Source organism: Peptoniphilus duerdenii ATCC BAA-1640, from assembly GCF_000146345.1.
GTDB lineage: Bacteria > Bacillota > Clostridia > Tissierellales > Peptoniphilaceae > Peptoniphilus_B > Peptoniphilus_B duerdenii.
In genome coordinates this window covers 637,522-657,299 of the sequence record NZ_GL397071.1, presented here as the reverse complement: position 1 = coordinate 657,299, position 19,778 = coordinate 637,522, and the positions used below count along the sequence as shown (strand labels likewise).

19 protein-coding genes and 1 pseudogene are annotated in these 19,778 nt (G+C 34.4%); 1 reads left to right on the top strand and 19 read right to left on the bottom strand.

Annotated features, from left to right (window positions below):
• Window positions 1–28: 28 nt before the first annotated feature.
• The 8 genes from HMPREF9225_RS02925 to HMPREF9225_RS02895 all read right to left on the bottom strand — a co-directional run bounded on the left by HMPREF9225_RS02925 (window position 29) and on the right by HMPREF9225_RS02895 (window position 7,426).
• Window positions 29–1,057, bottom strand: a complete 1,029-nt coding sequence (locus tag HMPREF9225_RS02925) for a S66 family peptidase (protein ID WP_083772989.1) — start codon at window positions 1,055–1,057, stop codon at window positions 29–31.
• 82 nt (window positions 1,058–1,139) lie between these two features.
• A complete protein-coding gene (locus tag HMPREF9225_RS02920; protein ID WP_008901441.1) occupies window positions 1,140–1,898 on the bottom strand; it encodes an SDR family oxidoreductase in 759 nt (252 codons plus the stop codon).
• Between the two features lie 1,092 nt (window positions 1,899–2,990).
• A complete protein-coding gene (locus HMPREF9225_RS02915; RefSeq protein WP_008901440.1) occupies window positions 2,991–3,314 on the bottom strand; it encodes a hypothetical protein in 324 nt (107 codons plus the stop codon).
• A 1-nt stretch (window position 3,315) separates the two neighbouring features.
• Window positions 3,316–3,615 (bottom strand): DUF2089 family protein, encoded by a 300-nt coding sequence (locus HMPREF9225_RS02910; RefSeq protein WP_040551292.1) that lies wholly within the window; start codon window positions 3,613–3,615, stop codon window positions 3,316–3,318.
• 640 nt (window positions 3,616–4,255) lie between these two features.
• Window positions 4,256–5,641, bottom strand: coding sequence for an MATE family efflux transporter (locus HMPREF9225_RS02905; RefSeq protein WP_008901437.1), 1,386 nt, complete (start codon window positions 5,639–5,641; stop codon window positions 4,256–4,258).
• A 90-nt stretch (window positions 5,642–5,731) separates the two neighbouring features.
• On the bottom strand, window positions 5,732–5,899 hold the full coding sequence (locus tag HMPREF9225_RS10470) for an HTH domain-containing protein (protein WP_281032282.1): 168 nt from the start codon (window positions 5,897–5,899) through the stop codon (window positions 5,732–5,734).
• 135 nt (window positions 5,900–6,034) lie between these two features.
• Complete coding sequence (locus HMPREF9225_RS02900; RefSeq protein WP_008901436.1) at window positions 6,035–6,505, bottom strand: GNAT family N-acetyltransferase; 471 nt, start codon at window positions 6,503–6,505, stop codon at window positions 6,035–6,037.
• A gap of 9 nt (window positions 6,506–6,514) precedes the next feature.
• Window positions 6,515–7,426, bottom strand: a complete 912-nt coding sequence (locus HMPREF9225_RS02895; protein ID WP_040551290.1) for a carotenoid biosynthesis protein — start codon at window positions 7,424–7,426, stop codon at window positions 6,515–6,517.
• A gap of 483 nt (window positions 7,427–7,909) precedes the next feature.
• Here HMPREF9225_RS02895 and HMPREF9225_RS02885 point away from each other — a divergent pair, with 483 nt between their 5' ends.
• On the top strand, window positions 7,910–8,266 hold the full coding sequence (locus HMPREF9225_RS02885; protein ID WP_008901433.1) for a DUF488 domain-containing protein: 357 nt from the start codon (window positions 7,910–7,912) through the stop codon (window positions 8,264–8,266).
• Between the two features lie 60 nt (window positions 8,267–8,326).
• On the opposite strand, the gene trhA is transcribed toward HMPREF9225_RS02885, so the two are convergent.
• The 11 genes and pseudogenes from trhA to HMPREF9225_RS02830 form a co-directional block, all read right to left on the bottom strand.
• Window positions 8,327–8,977 (bottom strand): PAQR family membrane homeostasis protein TrhA, encoded by a 651-nt coding sequence (gene trhA, locus HMPREF9225_RS02880; RefSeq protein WP_008901432.1) that lies wholly within the window; start codon window positions 8,975–8,977, stop codon window positions 8,327–8,329.
• A 43-nt stretch (window positions 8,978–9,020) separates the two neighbouring features.
• Complete coding sequence (locus HMPREF9225_RS02875; protein ID WP_008901431.1) at window positions 9,021–9,674, bottom strand: cupin domain-containing protein; 654 nt, start codon at window positions 9,672–9,674, stop codon at window positions 9,021–9,023.
• 73 nt (window positions 9,675–9,747) lie between these two features.
• Window positions 9,748–10,338 carry a 5-formyltetrahydrofolate cyclo-ligase gene (locus HMPREF9225_RS02870; RefSeq protein ID WP_040551289.1) on the bottom strand — a complete coding sequence of 197 codons (591 nt, stop codon included), beginning with the start codon at window positions 10,336–10,338 and terminating at the stop codon, window positions 9,748–9,750.
• Between the two features lie 878 nt (window positions 10,339–11,216).
• Window positions 11,217–13,523 (bottom strand): stalk domain-containing protein, encoded by a 2,307-nt coding sequence (locus tag HMPREF9225_RS09755; protein WP_008901429.1) that lies wholly within the window; start codon window positions 13,521–13,523, stop codon window positions 11,217–11,219.
• A gap of 128 nt (window positions 13,524–13,651) precedes the next feature.
• Window positions 13,652–14,347, bottom strand: a complete 696-nt coding sequence (locus HMPREF9225_RS02860) for a transglutaminase domain-containing protein (RefSeq protein ID WP_008901428.1) — start codon at window positions 14,345–14,347, stop codon at window positions 13,652–13,654.
• Between the two features lie 84 nt (window positions 14,348–14,431).
• A complete protein-coding gene (locus HMPREF9225_RS02855) occupies window positions 14,432–15,181 on the bottom strand; it encodes a nucleoside phosphorylase (protein WP_008901427.1) in 750 nt (249 codons plus the stop codon).
• Between the two features lie 93 nt (window positions 15,182–15,274).
• On the bottom strand, window positions 15,275–15,895 hold the full coding sequence (locus HMPREF9225_RS02850; protein WP_008901426.1) for a class I SAM-dependent methyltransferase: 621 nt from the start codon (window positions 15,893–15,895) through the stop codon (window positions 15,275–15,277).
• Window positions 15,896–15,997: 102 nt separating this feature from the next.
• Window positions 15,998–16,456 (bottom strand): GNAT family N-acetyltransferase, encoded by a 459-nt coding sequence (locus tag HMPREF9225_RS02845; protein ID WP_008901425.1) that lies wholly within the window; start codon window positions 16,454–16,456, stop codon window positions 15,998–16,000.
• A 579-nt stretch (window positions 16,457–17,035) separates the two neighbouring features.
• The gene (locus HMPREF9225_RS02840) at window positions 17,036–17,620 is read right to left on the bottom strand and encodes an MptD family putative ECF transporter S component (RefSeq protein WP_008901423.1); all 585 of its coding nucleotides are present in this window, start codon (window positions 17,618–17,620) and stop codon (window positions 17,036–17,038) included.
• A 10-nt stretch (window positions 17,621–17,630) separates the two neighbouring features.
• Window positions 17,631–18,335, bottom strand: coding sequence for an energy-coupling factor transporter transmembrane component T family protein (locus tag HMPREF9225_RS02835; protein WP_008901422.1), 705 nt, complete (start codon window positions 18,333–18,335; stop codon window positions 17,631–17,633).
• Window positions 18,325–19,725: pseudogene (locus HMPREF9225_RS02830) on the bottom strand (ABC transporter ATP-binding protein); the annotation flags it as partial. The pseudogene HMPREF9225_RS02830 and the gene HMPREF9225_RS02835, both read right to left, overlap by 11 nt.
• Window positions 19,726–19,778 lie beyond the last annotated feature (53 nt).

Sequence of the window (19,778 nt, the reverse complement as noted above, 5' to 3'; positions counted from 1 at the left end):
CTTTTATATATCAAAATTCTATCCCGGTTTAATATTTAAACCTTATCACTTGCTTTTTAGCATCTACTTCCGCTTCAACCCCAAAAGGTATGATGCACCTAGGAGTGGCGTGACCTACATTAATATTGTAGAGAATTGGCAGTTCCTCGTTAGTTATTTCTCCTAGCAAAATTTCTTTGTACTCGTCGTAGTATACTTCATCTTGTGGTTTACCGATGAGCACTCCTGATAATACATCGAATATTCCATAATTCTTTAGAGCACGAATCATTTTTCTATAGAGTTCTGGGCTGGATTTCGTTTCGCTAGTTTCAAGGAGCAGAATTTTGCCCCTCCATTCATCTAGGCTCGGAAATAATTTATATTTCTCGCACATTTCTACGGTGTCATCGAATATCTCATTTACAAAAATATCATAGATTGACTCTATGCATCCGCCTAGAATTTTACCTTTGAATGTAGAGTTGCCCCTTAGCAGTTCAAAACCAGAGTTTGGGAAACTCTCAGTACTTTGACCAAGTACATCCTCGCTGAAGTCTTCCCTTTCTTTATACCAAAGGTCGCTAGGTCTTATCTCTTCAATCCTACCCGTTTTTATTAACTCCTCAAAATATTTCTTCGTATATGGAAGCATCTCCTTAGAAAGTTCGCATACATCTGGGAGAAACGCCTGACCATAAAAAGTTTTTATTCCTACCTTATTTAGCATAAAATGGTTCATCGTCGTATCAGAAAATCCGAGAAATACTTTTTGTTTCGCTACATTTTTAAGTTCGTCATTTTCAAATAAGTATGGAAGAAGTTTATATGTATCCACCCCACCAATTGCACATAGAATCATGTCTATGGAATCATCTTCAAATGCCTGCAACAGATCCTTTGCCCTGCACTCCGGATGATCTTTTATAAATTCCATTCCTTTAAGAGCGTTCGGCAGAAATTCAACTTCTATGCCATAGTCGTTTATTCTCTTAACCCCTAAATCCACCTCATGTTTTACAAAATCTTCTCCCAAAACACCGGAGGAGAGACTTACTATTCCTATTTTTTTAATCATTTTCATCACCTAAAATTAATTTATTATTTAATTATAAACTAAAAAGAGAGCCTGTTAAATAACAAGCCCTCGAAAATACTTTTTACATATTAGTAAGTCCGCCGTCTGAAACTAAAATTTGTCCAGTGATGTTTGACGCTTGGTCAGATGCAAGGAATAATAGGTTTGAAGCAATCTCTTCAGCGGTTGCAACCATCTTGTCAAGTTTTGGACCTCTCATGACAACTTCCATTCCTTTTTCGTCAACGTTTGAGAAGTTTTCCATGATTTCAGTTGCGATTCCGCCAGGAGCTACAGCGTTGCAACGAATCTTGTCGTTTGCATACATAGCAGCAGTGTTTCTCACAAGACCGTGGATTGCACTCTTAGACATAGTGTAAGCCACGCCAGCCTTGCCGCCTCTGATGCCAGCGATTGAAGTCGTAGCTACGATTGCGCCGCCATCCTTCATAAGAGGAATTGCACCTTTGAAAAGTCTAAAAGTTCCCTTCACATTGATATCGAAAATTCTATTTAAATTTTCTTCAGTGCAGTGAGTAATAGGTTCAAAATTGTCCATAACACCCGCATTTGCAATAAGCACATCAAGCTTATCATTTTCATTCTTAACCTTTTCAAATAGACTTTCCACGTCTTCTTTTTTAGAAACGTCGCAAGTAACAGGCACTATTTCGCCCTTGCCGCCTAGCATGTCAATTTCGTTAGCAAGAGAAAGAAGTCTTTCTTCTCTTCTAGCAATGGCATATACCTTTGCCCCTTCCTTCGCCGCCATGATGCTCGCAGCTCTGCCAACACCTGAAGAAGCACCGGTAACTATAACAACATTATTTTCAAATCTCATAATGATCCTCCCTTTAAATAATTTGTTTTCTATTAATACTATACCCTATTTTGAAAATAATTATCTTTAGTGGTGGTTTTGTTATTTTGCGATTATTTTTGTAGCGGAAGCAATCTACTTCCATTTTAAAAACACTTAAGGAAGACAGTCACCCTGAGAGGCAGTCGAGTTCTGCAAATCAGCCTTCGCAATGCTCGGCTTCTTTGGAACTCTTTGCACAAGACCTGCTGCGAAATCGAAGATTTCGGCTAGGGCTTCGAACGGGTATAACCCTGGTGAGGTCAAACATTGATGATTATTCTTTCATGCTCTACGTAGAGCATAAACAAATTTATTATTTCATTTGCCCGGACTTGGTTAAATATAGGTCAGATCCTTCGACTTCGACGGCAAAAGCCGTCTTCGCTCAGGATGACTGTAGTTGGGAGGGGCTTCGAATGTGTATAACCCTGGTGAGGTTAAGCACTGATGATTATCCGTAGCGGAAGCAATCTGCTTCCATTAACCTTTATGCTAAACTCTCTTTCCTCAGCCGTTAGGCGTGCAACAACCTTTCCTACTATGTTTCTTTTGTAGCGAAAGCAATCTGTTTCCATCAACCTTCGCACTAAATTATTTTCCCTCAGGCGCAGCCGTAGAACAGTCCATCCTAATATTCACATCCGTAGCGGAACCTTCTAGGTTCCACAGCCGAGAGGCTCTGCACGGAAATGCCCCAGGAAGACAGTCACCCTGAGCGAACGAAGTGAGTCGAATGGGTATAACCCTGGTGAGGTTAAACACTGATGATTATTTTTCATGCTATACGTAGAGAATCTACGTTATTTTTAATTTAAATGCTATCCGTATAGCATCAGAATAATTATTATTTCACTTTCCAAGACTTGACCCTCAGAGGTTAGACCCATTCGACTTCAGAGCCTGCGGCTCTTCCGCTCAGGGTGACTGTAGTTGTGAAGGTAAAGTAGCCTGTGGCTCTTACGATCAGGGTGACCGTAGTTGGGATAGACCTTCATAGTGGAATCTGCTCTTTATAATCAACAAAAAAACAGTAAACCTACTCAGTCCACTGTTTTTAAATCCCTATTAATTTTACAAATCCTTGATATTCATCTTGTCGATTTCTGACTGTCTTTTTAGCTTTTGTCTCACCACAGCATAAATTGCAAAGAGAATTATCGTCGGGATATTACTCGTTATAAATGCGGAAAGCACCATTGCTATACGCTGAGCCGTACTAATATTTGCCGATGGTTCTGCGATATTTAAAACCATAATTATAGAAACTATAAGTGATAGCCCTGGCAAGATCAGTCCCATCCATCTACTTTTCATCTTAGAAAAATAAATTTGTAAGTAGACCACTAGAGCTCCTAACAACAAATAAATTATAAAAAATATAAGTGTAAATTTCATTTTAATCCTCTCCTTTCATCTTTTTATATTCGGAAACCAATATCTTCGCCGTTTCAAAATCAATCTTGTCATTTACAGCAAGCCTTTTAATAAGCGATATATAAGGTTCATTTGCATTGTCTTCGCTAATTCTAATCTTCTGTATGAGCCTATCGAGTCTTAGCCTCACCGTCGGATATGTTACTTCGTACTGTTTTGCAATCTCTTTTAATGAGCCAGACGCCATTATAAAATTTTTGATAAAAGATAGATCCTCGTCGTCTAAATTTGCCATCCATTCTGGAATTATTTCAATCGCCATTTCATCACCTACTTTAATTATATTAAGTGTAATCTTTAATTTTATTAAAGTCAATCTTAAATTTTATTTTTAATATTAAAAAAGAGAGGTCGCCCTCTCCTAGATTTTTCTATTAATATTAGACTTTTATTTTTATTCTTTTACTTTCCAATATCCACTCTTAGCACTACCTACATACCCTATTATTTTTTCATCTGTAAGAACTTTTAAATCCCTTTCAATAGTCCTTTCATTTTTTATCAATATCATGACTTATATTTTCTTTGTTTCACATCTTGACTTTTAATAGTTAGTCTTTCTGTCTCTTTTACTATACCTTAAGTACATTAATTGTCTTGTAAAATCTTTTAAAATCTATCAAAAGGAGTGCTTGATATAGATAGCGAACTTATACTCGCCTTTAACGATGGAAGTAAACTAAGCTTCGATTTTAAATCTAATGTGGACATTACTAAAATTTCTAAGTGCATAGCTCAATTTGTCCTATAAGCAAAAAATAATTGATGCCCGAAGAAATTTGAGCCTTTATTATAGTACGAGGAAAAAATTATTGGAAAAAGATCTAGACAATGACAATTAATTAGTCAGTGCACTAGATCTTTTTTTATCCTTTATTAAAGACTTAAATTCTTTAACTCTCCTAAAACTTTAAGCTAAAATCATCTTTTTTAATTATTTCGTAATAGATGGATGAAATTATGAGGTTAACTAACCAACCTAAGGGAACTGCGTACCAGACCATCTCTACTCCTATTTTATAGGCAAGGGTCATAGATAAAGATACCCTTACAAAAAGATTTATGAGATTTGCTAGGGTGAAGACTCTTACATCTCCCATTCCCCTTAAAGATCCATCAACACAGTGCTTGCTTCCTACTAGGATAAAGAAAAAAACGATGAATTTTAGATAGGCATTGGCTGTGTTTATGGCAAGAGCTGAAGAGTTTTCATTCATAAAAAAAGCCGTTATGGCAGAATAATTTATTCTTAGTATTATTAAAACTAAGAGGCAATAACAAATGGTTAAGCTTAAGGATGCTCTTAGTCCTTTGCCTATCCTTTCTAGTTTTCTCGCTCCAACATTTTGAGAAGTGTAAGAAGAAACTGCGTTGCCAAGGCTTGTTATTGGAACTATAATTAGGCTTTCAACCCTCATTGCTGCAGAAAAGCCTGCCAATATTTCTACACCGAAAGAATTTACAACTGATTGAACGAGAAGCTGACCGATAGTAATGGTTGATTGTTGTAAAATTGATGGAAGGGCAAGATTTGTGACAAGTTTAAGCTCCTTAAGGTCAAAAAACCTGTCAATTTCCACATCAAATTTCCTCAAGTGCCTTATAAAAATTGCAAAAGAAAAAATAGCTGACAAACCTTGGGCTAGGAGGGTGGCGTAAGCTGCTCCCTTAATACCGTATCCTAAGTCTTTAACCATGTAAATATCCAAAATCACATTCAATACTGATGAAAATATCAAAAAGTATAGGGGGATTTTTGATTCTCCAAGAGCCTGATAGAGGGCTGATATAATATTATACATAAACAAAAATGGCAAGCCATAAAAATAAATGTCTAAATAAAGAATCGACATATCCATAATATCTGCAGGAGTATTTAAGATAGCCATTAATTTTTCAGAAAATATTAGTCCAAATATCGAAAGAGCTAAGGATAGGAATAAAAATCCTATCATGGATGTATAAATAGAACTTTTCATTCTTTTATAATCTCTTGATCCAAAATATCTTGCTATAAGAACTGAAGCTCCTGCCCCACCTCCTACTGCTATACAAATAAAAATGGTAGTTAGGGCAAAGCTTGCTCCAATAGAAGCAAGTGCTGCTTCGCCAACGTATTTACCAACGACAGCAGAATCTACTAAAGTATATACCTGTTGGAAAAGTGAACCGATAATCATAGGCAGGGCGAATTTAATAATCGCCTTACTAGGCTTTTCATCAGTAAGGTAATGATTCATATAAACTTCCTTTATTGTTAATATTAGCTTAATTATAGCATACTGCACTAAATTTTATTCAGCACATAAGCAAGTTTAATATTAAAAAAGAGAGGTCGCCCTCTCCTAGATTTTTCTATTAATATTAGACCTTTATTTTTATTCTTTTACTTTCCAATATCCATTCTTGGCACTACCTACATACTCTATTATTTTTTCATCTGTAAGAACTTTTAAATCCCTTTCAATAGTCCTTTCAGAAACTTTAAAATATTTTGATAAATCATTGGCAGTTATTTTAGAATTTGTTTCAATAATTTTTACTATTTGTTTACGCCTATCATTTGGTTTTAATTTTTGACTGACACTTTGACCGTCATTTTGACCGTCATTTTGACCGTCATTTTGGGTGTCATAATTTAAATTTCTTATAAAAGTCTAATTCTAATCAATAAAATAATTTTACTCACCCAAATATTTTACATATACTTGGCATGGATTCCATTCATCCCATAGTGTCTTAAAGCATTCCAATTCTTTGTAGCCCACCGCAACGTAGAAACTATTGGTGATGTCATATTCTTCATAGTGTCCTTTCTCTACAGTCTTTACTTGTGAATATGTGTAGCCGAGTTTCTTCGCCATTGATTCGTATTCTTCGTTCAGCTTCTTTCCGATGCCCATCCCGTGGAATTCTTTCCTTATTCCCATGACAAATATCTCGGCGCAGTCCCTACTCGTTTCGTTTAGTACGATGAAACCTACCGCCTCATCGTCTACAAAGGAAGCGATGAACGGTTTCGACTCGGATTCATTTATATAGTCTTCTGTGCTCTCTGGCAGACCGAACCATTCTGGTAGGTCTGTCAGGATCTCTCTTGCTATTTTTTCCTTTTCTTTTTTATCTAAAATCTCTTTTAATTTTATATTCATTGCAATTCCCTACTTTCTAAAATCATCTGATTCTTTCACATCTACCAACACCAGCAGAAGCGTCATTATAAATAGCATAAGTGCAAAGATTCCATAAACAGGAACTGCTTGTATGATTTCAAGTTTTATAAGTCCGCCGATGCAGTAGGCGTAGATACTTAACCAAAATATAATGCTCGTCCAATCCTTTTTATTTCCAAAGGTTAAATTTTTTCTCTGTGCTAGAATTTCTCTTATAAGTTTTATTAAAACGAATATCCATATGGCAAGAAATGCTAAGACCACGAACCATTCATCGGTTATTTTGTTTAAATATAGTGATATAAAGCTACAAATTCCTACGAAAGCTACTCCGCCTATTCCAATGAGCATTGATCTCATTAGATTTAATTTTTCATCGATACCTTTTTCCCAACTCTTTAATGTCATATACACGATTGACGGAACTTCAAACATGTATCCGAGAAAGTTTACCCAGATTACGCTCATAAACATGTGATGATTGATATCTAGATTAATTGGACGACCGTCCCACACCCAGAATCCTCCATCTAGCCTGATGGCAACCACATCGAGGAGAAAATCCATGCTAACTATGAGCCATCCACTTAGTAGTGCTGTCATAATCTTTGTTAGAGAAAACTTCTTCGCTATTCGAAGTGCGCACACGGTTATTCCTCCCCACATAAGTCCGCCGAAAAATGGAAATTGGTATGGTACAAAGCCGATACTTATGTAGAAATCGTTGCTGTAATGGTAGATGTCCGTAAGCCTAACCGACAGTAGTTCTAAAGAGAACCCAGCAATTGCCCCCGAAATCAAAAGTCCCAGCTCTCTATAATTTTTATTTTTTAAAATATCTATAAGTAATATAGCAACTATAAAATAACATATGATTTCAAAACTATTTATCCAGTTCATACAACTCTCCATAAATATATTTTCTAATTGAAGCTTAAGTACCATCTAACGCAATATCTAAAACAATATTATCAATAATTCTTTTTTCTCTCAAGGTCAAAAAAAGCGAAAGATTTCTCTCTCGCACATTTGTTAATATTTTCGCCTATTCATTTCCATCTGTCAATTTAACAGATCTTAAATTAAGTTCTACTTTTAATTTTTTAAAGAATTCGCTCATATTATAATTCTTTTGAAAACACAAATTAGTTTCGACCATCAACTTATCGTCCGTATCCTCGTCAATCGAAAACCTGTGATCAAAGAGTTCCGTCGGCACTTCGCCACACATGAGCTCTCTACAAATAATCCCAAATGGCAAATTATTATAATTATTGAGCCGATTGATTTTAAATTTTGATTATACTACAATAAAATCAATCTTTATGTTGTTTCAATATCCTATTAGAAACTTTTACAATTTTCTTTTTAAGGAGGCATATTATGAATAAATTATGTTGTAAGAGAATCTATGAAACTCCAGCAGAAACTGACGGGTTTCGTATTCTTGTAGACAGACTTTGGCCGCGAGGAATAAAAAAAGAAAAAGCTGATATCAATTTATGGGCAAAGGAAATCGCTCCATCGAATGAACTTCGAAAGTGGTTTTCTCATGATCCTGAAAAATATGATGAGTTTAAAGAACTTTACACAAATGAACTAAATAGCAATCCACAGTCGCAAAAGTTTAAGGATCTTTACTTACAAAAGATAAAGGATTTAAATGTGACCCTGCTCTATGCCGCAAAAGACGAAAAATATAACAATGCCGTTGTTTTAAAAGATTGGTTGGATGAATAGAAATTATAAAAAATCAGCAGTCATTTGCTCGACTGCTGATTTTTGCTTATTTTTTCAAAATTATCCTAAAAATTTATAGTTGCCATAAAACATTACAAAGGCTGCCACAAGTATAAATATATGCCAGATGGCGTGATTGTATGGGATTTTCTTTATTGAATAAAAAACCGCTCCTATGGTATAGAAAAGCCCGCCAAGTAACAAAAATATAATATAGCTCATGCCAATATACTTATAAATCTCATATATAAGAAGAATGGATATCCATCCCATTGCCATGTATATAATCATAGAAGCCCGATTTATCTTATCTTCTTTACCTGTAGTAAATGCAATTATGTTCATCACTATGCCCGATAGTGCCAAGATCCAAATTAGAACAAATATAACTATGGCAAAAGTAGACTTTAGACCGATTAAGATAATTGGAGTATAGGAACCTGCGATGGTAAGATAGATCACCCCATGATCGATTGCCCTAAAGACCGTCCTTGCTAGTGGATTTTTCATAGAATGGTAGAGGCTTGATGATAAAAACATGATGGCTATGGCTATAAAATAGATTAACCACGCCAAAAATCCAATCATATCTTTGCCCCGATAGGCTTCAAGGACTACCGGTAGGAAAAATATAAGGCTCAGGATAAATCCTAAGATGTGGGTAGCTATATTTAAAGCTTCCTCAGACTTGCTGTATTTAATAATTCTCATATTTATCCCCACCTCCAATATTTTTAATATTCTTTAAATCATTTTATTCCAAAGTAAGAAGAAGTGCCATTTTAAACTTCTTTGTAGCCTTTACAGAATGGAGACCACCCTTCGCAAAGTGGAAATTTTCACCGGCACAGACTACATGGTCCTTACCCTCATAGCTTATGACAGCCTCGCCGTCCAAAGCGAAGATGATTGCCTCGCCAGGAGCGGCATGTTCCGAAAGCCCTGTGCCTTCATCAAATGCCATAACGACGAATTTCATCTTGTCATTATGCACCACATCCATATTGACGATCTTGCCTTCTCCATAAGGAACAAGGTCTTTCAATTTAAAAACTTCTCCTGCCTTAATTTTTTCGTTCATAATACTCTCCTTTCTTACAGATGCTTCTGTATACACACTGCCTTCTGCAGTTCTCATCCCCATAGGGGTGTTCGTCAGCGTTAAGATACTATCTCCTACTTGCAATTTTTGCAAGAAATTATCTTTTCCATAAACCTCCAAGCTGCCCTCTGCAACGATTATCAGTTTGTGGTAAGGATAAATCTCCGCGCTTATGTCCGTATTCTTAGCCAGTGAAAAATACGTAATGGAGCTTTCTCCACCATAGATTTCTTTTGATATGGTACATCCAGGAACCGACGGATTATCCCTTCCTATGGAAAAGACTTCACCTATTTTTTCTTTCATTTAATCACATCCTTTTTTTGTCAGTAATAGTGATTTTACTTTTACTCTTTCCACGATTCATACAAAATTTAATTTAATTATTATTTCGAAATACGCCATCTTCTGTAACAGTTATAGAAAACCTGTGATCGAATGGTTCTGTCGGCACTTTGCCACACATGCGCTCTCTGCAAACAATAGCAGCCGGCACATTATTATATTTATTGAAAAGAGTGTCGTAAAACCCACCGCCATGACCGAGACGATTGCCCTTATGATCTGTTGTAAGACAAGGAATGACAGCAAACTCAACCTCATCCATAGGAACAAGCTCCGAAGACTTATCCGGCTCATAGAGACCGTAGTATCCGCGTTTTAATTCATCAAGGGAAAAAATTCTTCTCGCTTCCATAACTGCTTTTCCAACACAGAGCGGAACCGCAAGCCTCTTGCCATCTGCAAGTACTTGATCAAGAAAAGGTCTCGTGTTGATCTCATGCTCCACTCCAACAAAACAGAAAATAGTATTCGCATCTTTATATTCAGGAAGTCCTAAGAGCAACTGAGTAATGCGTGCGTCTGCATCACTTTTGTAAACCTCCGGAAGTGCAAGGGCTTTGGACAGCATCTTTTTTCTCAAATCCTTTTTTATTTTTTGTGTGTCATTGTTTTTTTCAAACACCATATCAACATCCCTTTCAAGAATCATAGCAAACTAAGACATCTATTTTTACTCAAAATAGAATCAAAGCATAAATTCTACTAATTGATTTTATATTTCAATTATACTACAATAAAGACAAAAGCTACGTTGTAATAACAACTAAATTAGCATTTTATAAATGATTTTCATAGAATGAGAATATAAAAAGGCTTCTAGGATTCTATCCTAAAAGCCTGTGGAAATAATTGCTTAATTTATATATATGAGCTCTCTACTTTTCTTTATTCTTTATAAGTTTGTCACATAGAGGTAGTAGCTCTTCTAATCTATCGACTATTCTTTTTTTGTTCTGCTAGTAGTGGGAGAGGAATAGTTTGATTGCTTATTATTTCTTTGCTAATTACTCCTTGTTTTTGGTGTAGTCATGGGTTACTCCGTCCCGTTCAATTTTTATTTTTTCTCATTATTTTTAGTGTTTCTTTAAATTCTTTTGTCTTATTTGTTCTAATTTTTCATAATCTCCCCCTTATGCTTCTTAAAGTAATTATATCACTTCCATCCTATCTTTTTGTTGGAATAACAGGGGAATCCACGCTTTTAATTTAACTATTTTATTATTTCCAAAGTTTATATTGGCACATCTTCTCCCGGATATGTGTTTTATAATACTCTTTTAATTTTATTCTTGATGTTTCTAAATCTTCATTACGAAGCATTTTTATGCATACTTACTAATTATAATTACAACAGTTTCCCCATTTATTAATGTGAAATCTCTCCTAAATTATTCTGTTAGACTTAAGATCATTTTAAAATCAAACACTTATCATCTAATACAAAGGCCACAAAACACCAACTAAAAAAAGGACACCGGAGTGCCCTTTTCTAAAGAGTTTGGATTATTTTGATGTTTCTCTTTTAATTGTTACTTCTTTTGTAGCTCCATCCCAGATGATGTCCTTGCCATCTACTAGTCCTAGTGCTCTTGCAATGTTTGCAATTGGAAGCATTGTTCTATTGTTTTTAAGGATTGGTTTTACGTCGCTTTCAAATACTTTTCCATTTACGATTATTTGATTTGTATCCACTGGTATTTTAACTACTGTATCTTTATCTGTTAAAATTACTGTTCTAGTTGGATCATCCCATTCTACCTTAAATCCTAATGCTTCTGCTACGAATCTAATAGGTAGCATGGTTCTATTGTTTGATATAAATGGTTCTACATCCATTACCACTTCTTTTTGAACACCATTTACTGTAACTACAAGTTTTTTTGAACCGATAACTAGTTTAGAATCCATCTTTATTTCTACTGGAACTTTTGTTTCGGTAGCTGGTTTAGTCTCCTTAGATCCACCATAGGCAAAAAAGAACGGATAGCTAGGCATATATCTTCTATGAGAATCATCGTCAGCGCTTGGCCTATCATGACTTTCTCCACCAGGAATAGCTGGATCTTCTTTTGGACTAACAAATACTAGGGTTCCATTTTCAAAATAAGTATTATCTGCCAATTTTGCATAGACAATAGGCTTAATAATTTTTGCGCCTTCCGGTAGCTTATTTATTTTTATTTCATAGCCACCTTCTACAGCATTAACCTCATAGTCAGCACTAGGTACTTCTTGTTTTTTGTACTTTGGAGTAGGGGTACTGGTAGCATCTACACTTGTAGGTTGGGGTATGGACTTAAAGTCTTCTTCTTTAACATAGTTTAACTTAAAGAAGAAATTATCATTTTCTCCAATTTTACCTGCATCTTTTAAAGTACTTTTAATTTTAATTGTATTATTTTTTAATGCAGTATATTTTTTCCCATTATGAGGATTTACTATGTTTTTATCTCCTAAAACTTCATAGTTTACTAGTGCTTTCTTAGTAAAGTCTCTAAATAAACCTGATTTTTTACCATCCACTTTTTTATATGGAATTTTTTCCATTTCCTCTAATTCGGCTTGACTTATATCTTCTTTTGCCAACAAATCCTTTGCCCTTGTAATGGCTTTCTTAATCTCGCCCTTTACCTTTTCATCTTGATATTCAATAGCAGGATTATCGACTACGTCTTCATTAAAAGAATTCATATAGGCATCTAAAGCTTTTTTTGCTTCTTCGCGTTTTGGATCTTCTGATTTTACAAATGTGTTTATAATTTTATCGTCCTCGTATTTAACCTTAAAAGTATATTTTACACCATCTAATTCATATTCAAAAGTTTCGTCTTCGTCAATAATTGAACCACCAAATTCTTCTTTTGCAGTATAGTTAAATGGTTTTTGGCCAATATAATAGCTTGGTAAATCTTTGAACTCTGCAGTTTCTGCACCATTTGAAACAATTACATAATTTTCCTTTTGCTCACCATTTGCATAGAGATGAACCTTTACTTCTGGTTTTTGTTTTGGAAGCTTTGCTTCATCTTCAGCCTTCCATTCGACAGTAAATTGCTTTGTTGTATAATAATTTTTAATATTATCTTGTCCGCCTTGACCTTCAACCAATTTTAATTTTGGTAATTCAGCCTTTGTGACTGTAGTATTTAAAAATGCATCTCTGCCAACAACCTCAAGCTTCGGTGCAATTAGAGTGATCTCATTGTTGTTGTTTGCCAAACCATTCCAGCTAATAGCCTTAAGTTCAGGTAATTTAACTTCGCCTTCAATCATATTGTTTTCGAAAGCATTAGTATCAATAAGCTCAAGCTTTGGCGCATCAATGCCAGTAATTTTGTTATTTTCAAACGCATAGCTATCTACCTTCCACACATTAGGAAGAGAAATCTTGCCAGATATTTCATTGCCTTGAAATGCACTTGATCCAATATATTGCAAGCTTTTTGGAAATTTAACATCAGTCAGCTCCATGTTCTCAAAGCTACCATACATAATAGCTTCAACACCTTCAGGGATTATGATCTTTTTGGGTTTATTTCTACTATTAAGGCAACTTCCCCTATCTAGACTCAGTGTTTGAAGGCTAACTGTTTCGCCATACTTATAATATCTATAAGTCCCGTTAGGTTGCTTTACAAGACGAACCAAATCATATTCTCTATCACTAATAGAATAATCACCATTAGTTAAAGTATAGTATCCGTCTTTATCTAGCTTTGGACCATCATACGCCAATACATTTTCACTTAGTATAACATTGAAAAAAATAAGTGCCGCGACAAGAGCCGCAAAAAAATTCTTTTTATTCATTATGCCTCCTCGAGCAAAATTTTTGTGAAAACACAAATACGCTCTGAATAATTTTACAACCTATCATTCAATGTAATTTATATATTTTTAGCGTAATTTATAAAAAGCCTTAGAGTTTTATCTAAAGCTTACTTCATATGTTTTACCGCAATCTTTTGATCGGGCGCCTTTGCCAAATGTATAGGGCTTGTTTGAAAGAAAAGTTTGTTTGATATGGGATTTGTTGCGTTAAAAGTGGTGTCGATGTAGTAGGTTTCATCACCGATTTTTACGTAGTTCCATCTGTGTTTCATTATCTCGCTGTTTATACAACCGACTTTTAAGCCAATTGCTTCGCCTAGGATCAGAAAGATCTGAGCAAAAGAGGCGCAGGTGCCTTTGTGGGTAATAGCTGCGGCAAGGGCGGATCTGAATCTGTGTTCCTTGTCGTAAGTTATATTCTCTGTAATATATTTGTTTAAAAATTCAATCTTCTCTACATCGGTTAAGCCTTCTGCTTGCTTTTTTATCTTTTCTTCTAGATCCATCAAATCTTTAAAATATCTTTTTTCTGCGAAGAATTGAACCAATAGTTTGCATTCATAGTAATCGGATCTAGGTTTCATGTCTTCGAGTCTTACTACTAGAAGATTGTTTAATGTTGCACTATCTGGGATTAAAAACTCTTTGTCTACCCCATGTCTTCCTTTAGTTTGTTCTAAAAATGTTTTTAATTCTTCATTAATTTTAATAGTTATCGGTTTATATGCTTCGTTATCGCCCGCTTCATAGAAAACATCTTTGGCAACTTGTCCGAGCTCTTCTTTTGTAGTCAAAGTTTTCATTTTCTTTTGCTCCTAAGTAAGTCTTCTTAATTTATATTTAAGAATTCTGCGAGTATTATCCTCTTATATTTTTTTAAAGTCTCATTATATTTCTTTTAAAAGTTTTAAAGCCAAGTACAATTTTCCAAGATCATGGTTTGCGCTATGGAGTTCCTCAACTTCATAAGAACTCTCATTTAATACATCTCCTGCTTCAAGGAAGTTATACAGTTCAAATCCGTAAAAATCACATGCTGCTTGCACGCCTGCAAGTTCCATTTCTACTGCTATGCATCCTTCCGACTTTCTCTTTGAAACAAGTCCGCGAGTCTCACGAAGCATCACGTCTGTGGTCCAGACTTTTCCCTTAGTATATGGAGCTCTTTCTCTGATAAAAAATTCTTCAACTTTTTCATGGTTTTTAATATCCAGATAATCTGAAGGGGGTGCATAATAATAAGATGCCCCCTCACCTCTATAAGCCTCTGTCGGTATAATGTACTTTCCAAAAGTCTTTTCCTTGTCAAGACTGCCACAAGATCCAAACATTATAAATTTATTTACACCTGTAATCCAATTGACTTCTACACAACCTCCTGAAGCAAGGGCTGAACCCATCATGCTAAGATAGAAGGCAAATTCTTGACCTTCAAAGCTACTTTTATATACTGGCATTGACCCATTTACAGATCCTATATTTCCAATTTCTTCGCACTCAAAATTATCGAGTAAATATTCTAGTATGCTTTTCGAAAATATTACCAAGCATTTTTCTGCAATATTTTTCTTTTCTACGTAAAAGTCTTTTAGACTTATAAGTGGCTCTGTGTCTTTATCAAAACTGTCTATTATCATGATTAACTATTAATTTCTAATACCTTTCGTTTTTTCTATTTTTTATTGCATCTTGTACATTTTGGCGAAATTTTTATTCGCAAAAATAATCTATTAAGATACTTTTTTCGCAATCAGAACACCAATCGGTGCAATACCTGCATACACCAATTTCATTTCAACTACTGAAAATCCGTATTCCTCAATGAAATCTTCAAATTGTTTTTTATTCCATTCTTGATACATTTTAAATCCTGAAATGGACATCAAACTCTTTATAATATTTCTTTGTTTTCCCTCTTTCCACAAAAAAGTAGGAGCAAACAAAGTCCCGTTAGGTTTTAAAACTCTATGTATTTCTTTCATTGCAAGGTCTGGATTTGGCATGATATGAAGTGCATTAGCGATTAGCACACTATCAAACTTTTCATCCGTAAAAGATAGCGATGTTGCATCAGCTACTTCAAATGTGAGGTTTTCATATTCCCCATTCTTTTTCGCTTCCATAATCATTTGTTCGGAAAAGTCTGTCCCTATCCAAGTTTTAGTATGTTTTGAAAGACTAAAAGAAAGTTGCCCCGATCCACAGGCAAGTTCAAGTACATCCATGTTCTTATTCAAATGAGGACTGATACATTCGCAAACTCTATCATAAGCTCCTTTATCTTTTTTCATAAATGGAGCATATAGTTTTGCAAATTTATCCCAGAATTTTTTATTACTTTTATCATTCACTTTCAACACTCCTTTTAAATAAATTACTGTATTAAGCTTTAAATATTATTGGTAGGTTATAGCGTCCCAAAACTTTACCCTTTACCACTGCATCTAAATAATTTAAGATAAATTTTGTATAAAAAATGGCATTTCACAAATTTGGGCAGATTTAAAACTTTTATAAAAGTCATTAGCATCTTTATTTGTAGCTCTTATTAGTCTAAACTCATCAATATTATTTTTAACACAATCTTTAGACATTTCATCAAAAAGCTTTTTTGCTATGCCTTTATTTCTACTCTCCGGCAGTACATAAACCCAGTCAACATAACATATTCTATATCCATCTTGGAAACAAGTATAAAAATGATATTCTATTCTTCCGACCACTTTATCTTCGCACATAGCAAGTATTGAATTGCTTCTTTTGGTTAATTCATCGTCTAATCTCTCTAAAAGTTCTTCTTTGTTAATGTCAGATGAACACATAAGCTCCGGTTCCAATTTAGTAGCCAATGATAAATAATCGTAATACTTATTAAAATTGTCTTTATTTAGTTTTTCAAAAGTATATTTCATAATTTACCTCTTTTTTTGATATTCTTGCAATTCTCTCAGGATTATTTTCTATTACTCTTGATAATATTATACCAAATATAATTATGGTATTAGTTAAACTCATTTTAAAATTATAAGATGCCCTATAATAGTAAGTCATATTTAGAAATAACCCCATATCTTACTTATTTTAAAATTAGTTTTCTAGCTTTTCCATTCAAGTATTTGACCAGTTTTAATTCAAGTGTTCGGTCGTTTACTCTATGTTTATTTAGGATATAATTCTTAATGAACAGGTTCTTGCCATGGGTAGTGATTTTTTACAATCAAAAGAACCAACTTGATCCGCTTTAATATAAGCGGCTTGTCTGGTACTGTTATTAAAATAATTTACTATAGTATTTTTGAGTTTTATTGATTAGCTTGAACTTAAAAAATGAGGACTTATGCCACTAGGCATAAATCCTCTAAAATGAAAAAAATTTGTTCTTTATCTCTATTTTAAATTTGATTTTTTATGATAATCACCAGTAGAACTTAAACAACAGATGTCAATTAACTCCATTATTTAATCCTTTTTTTCTCACTAATATAGATTGATTAAATCATACCTGCTTTTTCAAAATGTTTTTTAAGTATTCTTGTTGCAACAAAAGCTCCTATGCAAGCAAGAATAAAAGTTATCAAACCAAAGCCTACAGCCCACGAAACTTTGAAATAAGATAATGCTTCATTTATTTGTGCTTCGCTCATTTTCCATTTTGATGCTCTTTCCACAAAAGAAGCAGTTCCGAATAAAATCACAGGAATTACAGTCCCTAAAAAATCTGCTAATGCAAATGTCCCATATCCAATAATCATTCGTCCCTTGCTCTCATAATTTCCTATAATCAAATCACATATAACTCCACCGATTACAGCAAAGACTGCATGAGGCAAGTGTCCTCCTGACAACGCAATTAAACCAAGAAGCGTTCCTGATATTGTAAATACGCCCTTCTTTTTAACTTTCACAGCCATAAGAATATAAACCGTGGCAGCTACCATAAAGCTAACTCCTGAAGCAATAAATCCTCCAACAACTGTTGTTGCCATAGCAAATGCAACTGCCATGTATATGACAATTCCAATTGCATTAAAAATTCCGATTGTAATAAAATCACGACCATTTAATTTGTTTTTCATAAAAGTCCTCCTAATAAATTCTCTGTATTACTATCATAAGAGCAATCATAAAAGCTCCTAATAGTCCAATAGTTAAGTCTGCACATCTAAACTGCAATTCTGTTAATGTTACCCTGTTCTCATCACTATCAAGTCCTCTAATGAGTGCTGAAGCTGACAATTCATCTGAAATCTTAATCATTCTCATTAAAAGCGGGACAAGTGTATATTCAATATATTTAATTGGGTGTAGCAATGGAAAAAATCTACTTGTTACAATTCCTCGAATCTTCATATTCTCTTTTAATGCCTTGAGTTCTATTTTTATAGTTGGCACAAACCTAAGCAAAACACTAAAAGGTATACCAATGCTTCTTGGTACTTTCATTCTATTCAATGTTTCAAGCATTTCACTTACACTTGTAGTCTTTGTTATATATCCACCAAACATAGCAATTAAGGTCATTCTTGATGCAAAGTAAATAAACATATATATTGCAAATACGATGCTTGCTTCAGAAAACTTGCTAATCCCTAACTCTATGCAGTATAAAAGCACAAAAAACAAGATAAAGCGTAACGCCCTTTTCCACATCCCGCTATATAAATATAGAAAAAAGGCAAAAACAATTAGTACAAAAAGTAGAATTGTATCGCTTATAAAAAAGCTCGTAAATCCAACAATTGGAAGTAGAGTAAGCTTTATTCTCGGATCAATGGTTTTTCTATCTGCCAAGCTTACTACCTCCTCTCATCTTGTCTAATATGAGAAATTTATTACTTTCACTCATATCTAAAACAGTTTCTATTTTCCCATCTCCCATTACCCATAGCTTGCTCACCGTGTTTGCTAAAAACTCAAAATCATGACTTATTACCAAGACTGTTGTCCCAATTTTCAATTGTTCTTCAATCAGTTTTGCGACGGAAAGCATTGAGTCTTTATCACAACCTGATGTTGGTTCATCATAGATGAAAATCTTTGCCTGTTTCATCATCCCACAAGCTATTGTCAATCTTTGTTTTTCTCCTCTTGATAAAGCAAACGGATGCTTATCAATGTATTTGTCTAAGCCAAGTACACTCAAAATAGACTTTGCCTTTTGAGTATTTTCTTTTTTATCTTTGCTTGAAATACCAAGTAGCATTTCATCAAGTACACTTTCCGAAAACAACTGATAGTCTGAATCTTGAAAGACAAAATATGACATATCCATTAAATATTTATGATTAAGCGACTTATCTTTTCCCGCCCATATTGTTCCCTCTTTTATCTTCTCAAGTCCTGAAATCACTCTTGCAAAGGTAGTTTTCCCGGTACCATTTAAGCCGATAAGACCAATGGCTTTTCCACACTCCATATTGAAATCAAGATGATTTAAGATGTACTTGTTTTGTTTCTTTCCATCCTTAGCTACATTCGGATAGCAAAATCTCAAGCCTTTTCCGTTGATACTTTCATCATTTAATTGATATGAATCTTTCTTCTCACTTATCATGTATTCTTCTAATTCAAGAGTTCTTAGTCCATTTTCATCCCAAAACTCCCCTTCAAGATGGATAACTTCTTCCCGACTCAAGTCCTGTGCAATCTCTCCATCTTTCACCAAAAGAAAACGGTCAAATAGAGACTTTACATAGTACAAACGATGTTCAATTAGAACAACTGTTGTTCCTTTTTTCTTTAATTTCTCCAAAATTAAAAACAGGTCAAATGTTGCTTTCATATCCAAATTTGCTGAAGGTTCATCTAAAATTAAAACTTTCGGATTCATCGCATAGATGCTTGCAATAGCTATCTTTTGTTTCTGTCCGCTCGATAATTCAAAAACAGATTTTCCTTTCAGTTCCTCAATATCCAGTTCTTCATATACTTCTTCTACTCTCTGTTTGATTTCCTCTCTTGATTTGCAGATCGTTTGAAGACCAAAAGCTATTTCTTCATCTGTAGTTGTCGTAAAAAACTGACTTCTTGGATCTTGAAATACAGTCCCTACAATATGCCCTATTTCATGAAGTAATAATTTGCTTATATCTTTTCCTGACACAAAGGCTTTTCCTTGTATTTTGCCTTTATAATAATGCGGAATAAGACCATTCATTACACTTCCAAGAGTGCTTTTACCCTACAATGTCAAGCAATTGTTACATAAAATTAGACGATATTTCTATCGCCTAA